This window comes from Aestuariimicrobium sp. p3-SID1156 (assembly GCF_025144225.1).
Taxonomy (GTDB): Bacteria; Actinomycetota; Actinomycetes; order Propionibacteriales; family Propionibacteriaceae; genus Aestuariimicrobium.
In genome coordinates, this window is the sequence record NZ_JALXXB010000020.1 from 1 (window position 1) to 7,104 (window position 7,104).

7 protein-coding genes, 1 pseudogene and 1 riboswitch are annotated in these 7,104 nt (G+C 66.1%); of the genes and pseudogenes, 5 read left to right on the forward strand and 3 right to left on the reverse strand.

Going from position 1 to position 7,104, the window contains the following annotated elements; translation table 11 throughout:
- The first annotated feature begins 121 nt into the window (after positions 1-121).
- Positions 122-433 carry an ATP-binding protein gene (locus M3G03_RS12665; protein ID WP_311197558.1) on the forward strand — a complete coding sequence of 104 codons (312 nt, stop codon included), beginning with the start codon at positions 122-124 and terminating at the stop codon, positions 431-433.
- A gap of 502 nt (positions 434-935) precedes the next feature.
- A pseudogene (locus M3G03_RS12670) lies at positions 936-1,133 on the forward strand (relaxase domain-containing protein); the annotation flags it as partial.
- Here M3G03_RS12670 and erm read toward each other — a convergent pair.
- On the reverse strand, positions 1,107-1,925 hold the full coding sequence (gene erm / locus M3G03_RS12675) for a 23S ribosomal RNA methyltransferase Erm (protein ID WP_259810492.1): 819 nt from the start codon (positions 1,923-1,925) through the stop codon (positions 1,107-1,109). The pseudogene M3G03_RS12670 and the gene erm overlap by 27 nt on opposite strands.
- Positions 1,926-2,485: 560 nt before the next feature.
- Between erm and M3G03_RS12680 the strand changes: the two genes are divergently transcribed.
- Positions 2,486-2,971, forward strand: coding sequence for a GNAT family N-acetyltransferase (locus M3G03_RS12680; protein ID WP_259810493.1), 486 nt, complete (start codon positions 2,486-2,488; stop codon positions 2,969-2,971).
- A 121-nt stretch (positions 2,972-3,092) separates the two neighbouring features.
- Positions 3,093-3,917 carry a CPBP family intramembrane glutamic endopeptidase gene (locus M3G03_RS12685; RefSeq protein WP_259810494.1) on the forward strand — a complete coding sequence of 275 codons (825 nt, stop codon included), beginning with the start codon at positions 3,093-3,095 and terminating at the stop codon, positions 3,915-3,917.
- On the opposite strand, the gene M3G03_RS12690 is transcribed toward M3G03_RS12685, so the two are convergent.
- On the reverse strand, positions 3,902-4,426 hold the full coding sequence (locus M3G03_RS12690; RefSeq protein WP_259810495.1) for a methylated-DNA--[protein]-cysteine S-methyltransferase: 525 nt from the start codon (positions 4,424-4,426) through the stop codon (positions 3,902-3,904). The genes M3G03_RS12685 and M3G03_RS12690 overlap by 16 nt on opposite strands.
- A 97-nt stretch (positions 4,427-4,523) precedes the next feature.
- Positions 4,524-5,141 carry a hypothetical protein gene (locus M3G03_RS12695; protein WP_259810496.1) on the reverse strand — a complete coding sequence of 206 codons (618 nt, stop codon included), beginning with the start codon at positions 5,139-5,141 and terminating at the stop codon, positions 4,524-4,526.
- A 37-nt stretch (positions 5,142-5,178) separates the two neighbouring features.
- Positions 5,179-5,299, forward strand: a riboswitch (cobalamin riboswitch).
- 76 nt (positions 5,300-5,375) lie between these two features.
- On the opposite strand from M3G03_RS12695, the gene M3G03_RS12700 reads away from it, so the two are divergent.
- Positions 5,376-7,104, forward strand: a 1,729-nt coding sequence (locus M3G03_RS12700) for a leucine-rich repeat domain-containing protein (RefSeq protein WP_259810497.1), incomplete at its 3' end; no start/stop codon positions are given.

The following is a 7,104-nucleotide window of genomic DNA, read 5'->3' on the forward strand; positions in this document are numbered from 1 at the left end:
TCACCACCTTCGCTGACCGCATGCCCGCGGCCAGCACCCACCAGTAGAAAACGCCACTTACACCGTTAATCGGATAGTCCCCCTCCAGGCCGCGCACCGCACCGGCCGGCTCGATGCGGAGCTGCGCAAACTCGCCCGGCTGCAACTGCTGGTCATCGACGAGGTCGGCTACCTGCCCTTCGACGCTGACGCCGCGAACCTGTTCTTCCAACTGGTCGCCTCCCGCTACGAGAACAGCTCGATCATCCTGACCAGCAACCTGCCCTTCAGTCGTTGGGGAGAGGTCTTCGGAGACCAGGCCGTCGCCTCCGCCATGATCGACCGCATCGTCCACCACGCCGAAGTCATCACACTCAAGGGCGCGTCCTACCGGCTGCGGAACACCACCATGACCACCCTGCCTTCCGCCCGCCTCGAGCAACAGGCAGACTAGACACCACAAACCAGTGGCTCCCTTTTCAACCGCCGGAAACGGCCCCCTTTTCGACCGTCGTTGACAGACTACGAGTACCTGTGGAAATCGGTCGTCATCGGTGACGGCGACCGCGAGATGCGCAGCCCGCTAACCCGGTACTACACCGAGACCGGAAACCCGCCCGGAACGTGGGTCGGCACCGGCCTGATGAGCCTCGACGACGGGCGAACACCAGCGTTGACCGAGGGCCACACGGTAACCGAGAAACACCTGGCCGACTGCTCGGTGACGGTACCCACCCTGTTACCGGCGAGAAGCTTGGCAAGAGGTTCCCCTCGTTGCATCCCCTACGCGAGCGGATTGCGGGCCGCATTGCACGACTAGACCCCGGCCTGCGAGGCGAGGCACGGGAAGAGGCCGTGCAGCGCATCCGTGAAGAAGAGGTTACGAGAAACCGCGCACCGCCGTTGCAGGGTTCGACCTCACGTTCTCCCCGCCCAAGTCGGTCAGCGCCACCTGGGGCGTGGCAGACGCGGGTACGCAAGCGCTGATTGCGCGGGCGCATTCCGCTGCGATGCGCAACACGATCGCGGTGCTGGAGGGTCGTGTCGCCGCAACCCGCGTCGGTGCGGGCGGTATCGCGCAGATGTCGATCGTGGGCGTGATCGGGCTACCCCCGCGCCTTCGATGCTCATCGACGGCCCCTTTCCGTGTATGACTGCGTGCGACGCGTCGGTGGTGAGGCGCCCGTCGTTTTGAACAAGTCCACCCATGCCTCGACGGGCATGTCCTTCGGTAGTCCGGCAGCGTTCACGTCGTGGCGTCTCAGCCACGCCTGTGCCGACTGTGCTGAGTTGAACGTGGTGTTGCGCGCGAGGATCTGGGTGAGACCGCGGCCGGGGCCGGTGTAGATGCGGTGGACCAGCGCGTGGAACTGGCGTCGCTGTGCTAGGGGCAGTAGTGGATGCTCGCGGCGATGGATGGTGAGGATTCCGCCGTCGACTCCCGGACGCGGGGAGAACGCGCGGGCGGGAACACGACTGTGAACCGTGAACTCGAACCAAGGCGCCCATTGCGCCGTCATCATCGTGGCACCGCCAACGCCCGCTCTGCGCCGCGCGACTTCCCATTGCACGAGCACGATTGCATCGGTCCATGCCGGGGAATGCAGGATGCGGCGAAGTATGGCCGTGGTCTGGTGAAACGGCAGGTTGCCGACGAGCACATACGCAGAGGTTGGGAGCCGGTAGGTCAGGAAGTCGTCGGCGACGACCTCCACGTGCGACGGGAGTCGTTCAGTCAAGCGTCGGGCGAGGCGGGTGTCGATCTCGACGGCTGTCACTGGTCGCCCGAGCTGGCTCAGTGGAGTGGTGAGTGCTCCGTCGCCTGGGCCGATCTCGATGATCGGGCCCACGGTGGTGGCCACGAGCCGTGTGATCGTGGCGATGGTGGATGGGTCAGTCAGAAAGTTCTGGCCGTGCTCATGACGGCCATGTCGATAGGTAGGCACTGTTTGCTCCGTGGTTGTTGCGGAGCCGGGCACGCAAAAAGAGCCGCCCGGCCGTGATCACCGGGGCGGGAGCAACAACCTGTGGAGGGTGCTCGCCGCCGTTAGCGGTTGCGCAGACGCAGCGAAGCAGTGCCGTAGAACAACATGCCAACCAGCGTAGGCGACCCCACCGCAGGTCGGCGACTCAATAACTCGTCTGCTCAAGACGCTGAGATCCGTATCAGTGCTGGCCAGAACGATTCCCCAGCCAGCCCACGGCCTCAGAGCCCTCGGCATCGCCGAGATTCACTCCGTGAGAGGTCTCGACCGAGTCGCCACGCCTCTTGCAGGTCGAGGTCGGGCGGCCGCCTGCTCATCTGAGTGACGACCAGGTGGGGGGTGGTTCGGGTGACGGTGTCGATGCGGGATGTCGGTCCCTGACAGCGCAGGCCGGCACGGCCTACAAGCGTCCCGCTGTGTCGATATTCGCTTGAGCACCTGCAGAGCCTCTGGCTAGGGTCGAGCCATGGTCCGTCTCTGAGCGCCGTCAGCCATCAATCACGACCCGAACGGAACCACACATGCCCTCTGACCTCATGACCCTGCACCTGACCGCCGCCACCTCCCAGTCGACCCCCACCGAACTGGTCCCCCTGGACAGGGGTCGCACTCAGGAACTCGCCGAGGCCTACTTCAACGCCTACCCGCCCGGCATCGCCTGCACTACCACGGACGAGGCAGTCCGGGAGATTCACGAGACCTTCGCCGGTGAGTATGGCGACCTTCGTTGCGACGCATCGGCCATGGCCGTCCATGATGGGCGCGTTGTCGGTGCCGTCTTCGTTGTCGAGCGATCCATCTGGGATGCCGAACTCGACGGGCCCTTCATCATCGACCTGTTTGTCGATCCCGTCGCCCAGGGCATGGGGCTTGGTAGGGCACTCGTGCAGCACGCAGCCAATCAGTGCGCTGCCGCCGGTGATGAACAGCTGTCGCTGAGGGTGGGGGCGGGCACCTCGCTGGCCGCCCAGGCCCTCTACGAGCACTTGGGTTTCGTCAGGGACTAGACGGTATGGGTGAACCTGCTTCAGGGGCACCGAGCGTACAGGCGTTGGTCATGCCCCTCTGGCATACAACAGATGGTGTGGTTGTTCTACTCGCACCTTCCGAACCTGCCCCGGAGGCGTCATGAAAGATCTCGCCCAGCGACGTCCTGTTCTGTCCTTCCTCGCGCTCGCGTATGTCGGATCGTGGCTCGGATGGTCGCCGTGGTGGCTCTCCGAGAGCGGCGTCGGGGTCCTCCCGTTCAGACTGCCGTTCGAGGGCATTGCCCTTGTCAACCAGGCAGGTCTCTTCGCAGGCCCCTTCGCGGCAGCGCTCGTGATGACCCGCGTGCTCGAGGGCCCGGGGCGTCCCAGAGCCTTCCTTGCCCGCGCGTTCTCCTTCCGTGGCCGCCGCGCCGCCTACCTCGGCGCGCTGCTCGCTGTGCCTCTCGTTGTGGCGACGCCCTACCTCGTGCTTGCCGACGGCACCCCCGAGGGGCTGAGGGCCTCGATGCTCGCGACCACGCTCGCCACCTACCTCACCTACCTCGCGGGAGGCCCGATCCAGGAGGAGCCGGGATGGCGCGGCTTCGCGCTCCCCCGCATGCAAAGATCGATGCATCCGCTCGCGGCGGCCGTGGGGCTCGGGGTGGTCCACACGTTCTGGCACGCCCCACTGTTCCTCACGCAGGAGTGGGACACCGCGCGTTCGGACGTGGGCCAGTTCGCCGCCTATGTCCTGCTCATCGTCGCGCTTTCGATCGTGCTCTCCTGGGTGTTCAACACCTCCGAGGGCAGTTCGGTCCCAGCGATACTCGCCCACAACTCTCTCAACTGGGGGCTACTGCTCGCCGGAAACATGCTCGGCGCTCCGGTCGAGAACACGTGGCCCGCAGCCCTGACGATGGCGGCGCTCGCGGGCGTAATCCTGGGTCTCACGCGCGGGCGGCTCGCTTACGACACCCCCTGAGCCGCAGGAACGGCACGCCTGCCTCGCGGTTCCCAACGGCGCCCTTGCTCGAGGTCCAGCAGCCACCGCTTCCGTTCCAGCCCACCCGCGTAACCCGTGAGTGCGCCGGATGAGCCCACCAGTCGATGGCAGGGGACCACGATGGACAGCGGATTCCTCCCGGTCGCCGCACCGACCGCGCGTGACGCACTGGGGACGCCGAGGGCGAGCGCCACCTCGCCATAGGTGCGCGTCTCCCCGTAGGGCACCAGCGAGATCTGCTCCCATACCCGGCGCTGGAATTCAGTCCCGTGCGGGGCGGTGCGCAGATCGAAGCGCTCGAGCTGTCCGGCGAAGTACGCCTGCAGTTGTTCGGACGCGTCCCGAGCCGCCCTGTCGTCGCGTTCCCCCATCGCCTCGGGCTTCGGCGCGTGCTTCTGCCCTTCGGCCAGGACCGCGACGAGCGCCCCCCTCGGGTCCTCGACGAGGGCCAGTCGGCCCAGCGGCGAGTCGATGATGCGATGCCTCACGGGGTCTCCTGGGGGATGTGATTGATGGATGCTCGAGAGTCGCGTGCGGATCTGCTGCCCGAGGCGAATGCACCCACCCCGAGCAGAGCCTTCCACCTCACCGGGTTCGCTGGGAGCGTCCGACGAGCCAGAGGATGAGGCCCAGCAGGAACAGTCCACCACCCGTCACCCCCGCACCGATGGCACCCATGAGGGCGAAGGCACCGCGCGCGACGGAGCCGGCGTCGAAGTCCTCGCCGACCAGGATGCCGTCGGAGTCGCCGGAGCAGGTCAGGGTGTGGTTGCCGGCCTCGGTGGCCGTGAAGGTTCCCATCCGGTGGTATTCATCCTGATTGGCCGTGATCGTGACGGAGCCTGTCCCGCCGAGGGTGAGCGGCTCCCCGTCCGGGCCTGCGACCTCGCACCGTCCGGCAGCGCCCGTGGGCACCCAGATGGCCTTTCGGTCGCCGGGGTTCAGCGTCACCGTGGCGGTTCCACCACGCACCTGGACACTGTTGTCGACCAGGGCGGAGATCTCCTTCAGCCAGTTGTAGCTCAGCACCGAGCACACGACGGTGATCACCGCGAGCACCGCCGAGATGGCCATCAGCACCTTCCCCGCCCTGCGCATGCCGGAACCATCGGACGGCTTCGGAGCACGGGGCGCGAACTGGGGCTGCGGCGGATACTGCGGCGTCCCCCACTGCTGGGGACCGGATTGCGGGGGGATGCTCATTGCACCAATCTACGACCCTTTGGGATTTCGCCGACACCGAGAGCGCGGCTGCTACGCTCACCTCGTCGCGTGGAGAACTCGGTGCGATTCCGAGGCTGACCCGCAACCGTAACTCCCGCGTGGAGGAGCCGGACCAAGACGTGACGTTTCACTCAATCCTGCCGTGGACTGCGGGATCGGGGCCTCGTCACGGAGGTGCCGCAATCAGTCCGCGGCCCTTACGGAAGGTTCCCCATGAGGCGAATTCTCTCCCGGCCAGCCATCGCCACTCTGGCGCTGCTGGTCCTGTCCCTGGGGTGGCTGGGCCAACCCACTGCCCGCGCTGAAACCTCCCCGGCCGACGCGAAGGCCTGCGTCGAAGCCCAGAAGGTGTGGGTGCTCGTCCAGTACATGGACGGCAGGACCGAGGGTGCGTGTGCTGACAAGTTCGGCAATGGCATCGAAGCCCTCGAGTCCGCCGGTTTCACGCTGCAAACCCTCGGTGCCGGCTTCATCTGCCGCATCAACGACCAGCCTGAGCGCTGTTCCTACTACAACGTGTTCTGGTCCTACTGGCACAAGAACCAGACTGAGGGGGGCTGGGGTGACTGGGAGTTCTCCAGCCTGGGCGCGCCCAGCTACAAGCCCAAGGCCGGCTCCATCGAGGCCTGGCACCTCGTCAGCCAGTCGACTCCGGCCGGCCCACCCACGTGGACGCCGCCAGCACTCGACACGGCCGAGCCCTCTCCCAGCCCGTCGATCCCCGCCCAGCCGGTCACCATTCCCGATACCGGGCTGCGCAGCTGCTTGAACGAAGCGCTCGGTCAGGCCGCGGACGACCCGATCACCGCCGAGCAGATGGCGTCCCTCACCACGCTGAGCTGCTTCTACAAGAACATCGCCTCCCTGGAGGGCGCGGAACACCTGGTCAACCTGACTTCGCTGGACCTGACCCTGAACAAGATCACCGATGTCACCCCGCTGGGGGATCTTGCCAAGCTCACCACCCTGGTGCTGGATGGCAACCAGATCGCCGATGTCACCCCGTTGACATCGCTGACCGGGCTGACCTCGCTGGACCTGGATGGCAACCGCATCAGCGATGTGACCCCGTTGGGCACGATGAGTGCGCTGAAGGATCTCTCGATCAGCTCCCAGAAGGTGGACAAGAAGCAGATCCTAGCCGGCATCGCCGGTCTGGCGCCGCTGACCCAGCTCACCTCGCTGGATGTCTCCGGCAACGCGATCACCGACCTGGACGCGGTCAAGGGAATGGTCGGCCTGGAGAAGCTGCTGGCCTACCGCAACCCGTTGGCCTCCCTTGCTCCGGTGGGCGCGCTGACGTCGCTGGTGGAGCTGAACATCCATACGACTGGAGCAACCTCCCTGGAACCACTGGCCGGGCTGACCAAGCTCACCAAGCTCAACGCCCGCTCCAACCACATCACCTCGGTGGCCCCGCTGCGCACCAACCTGGCGCTGACCAACCTTGACCTGAGCAACAACCCCATCGCCGATCACAGCACTCTGGGAGCGTTGGTGAACCTGACCGACCTCGGGCTGGAATCCACTGGTGTGGAGGATCTCTCCTTCATCAAGAGTCTGCCGCAGCTCAATTGGCTGATCATCCACAGCAACCAGGTGGGCGACCTCTCGCCGATGGCCGGACGCACCTGGCGCGGCTGGGGGGCGCTCAAGCAGCAGGTCAGCCGTGATGCCCAGGTGAACCTGCCGGTGGATCTGGGACTTCGCGACCAGAACGGCAACGTCATCGTTCCCAACGTGCTCTCCCTGCCCGATGGTGTGGTGCCGCTGGGCAACCAGCTGTTGTTCACCAAGGCGGGGACGTACAGCATCCCCTTCAAGGAGACCAGCTCGGGCCAGAAGTACGCGAAGTTCGACGGGGTGGTCACGGTCACCGTGACTGAGGCGCCGGATGAGTCGACCCCGGCCCCGACCCCGACCGACGAGCCCACCCCGACCC

Excerpts from the sequence above, each read along its gene's own strand:
- M3G03_RS12685 (WP_259810494.1), top strand. The coding sequence starts at position 3,093 with ATGAAAGATCTCGCCCAGCGACGTCCTGTTCTGTCCTTCCTCGCGCTC.
- M3G03_RS12680 (WP_259810493.1), top strand. The coding sequence starts at position 2,486 with ATGCCCTCTGACCTCATGACCCTGCACCTGACCGCCGCCACCTCCCAG.
- M3G03_RS12695 (WP_259810496.1), bottom strand. The coding sequence starts at position 5,141 with ATGAGCATCCCCCCGCAATCCGGTCCCCAGCAGTGGGGGACGCCGCAG.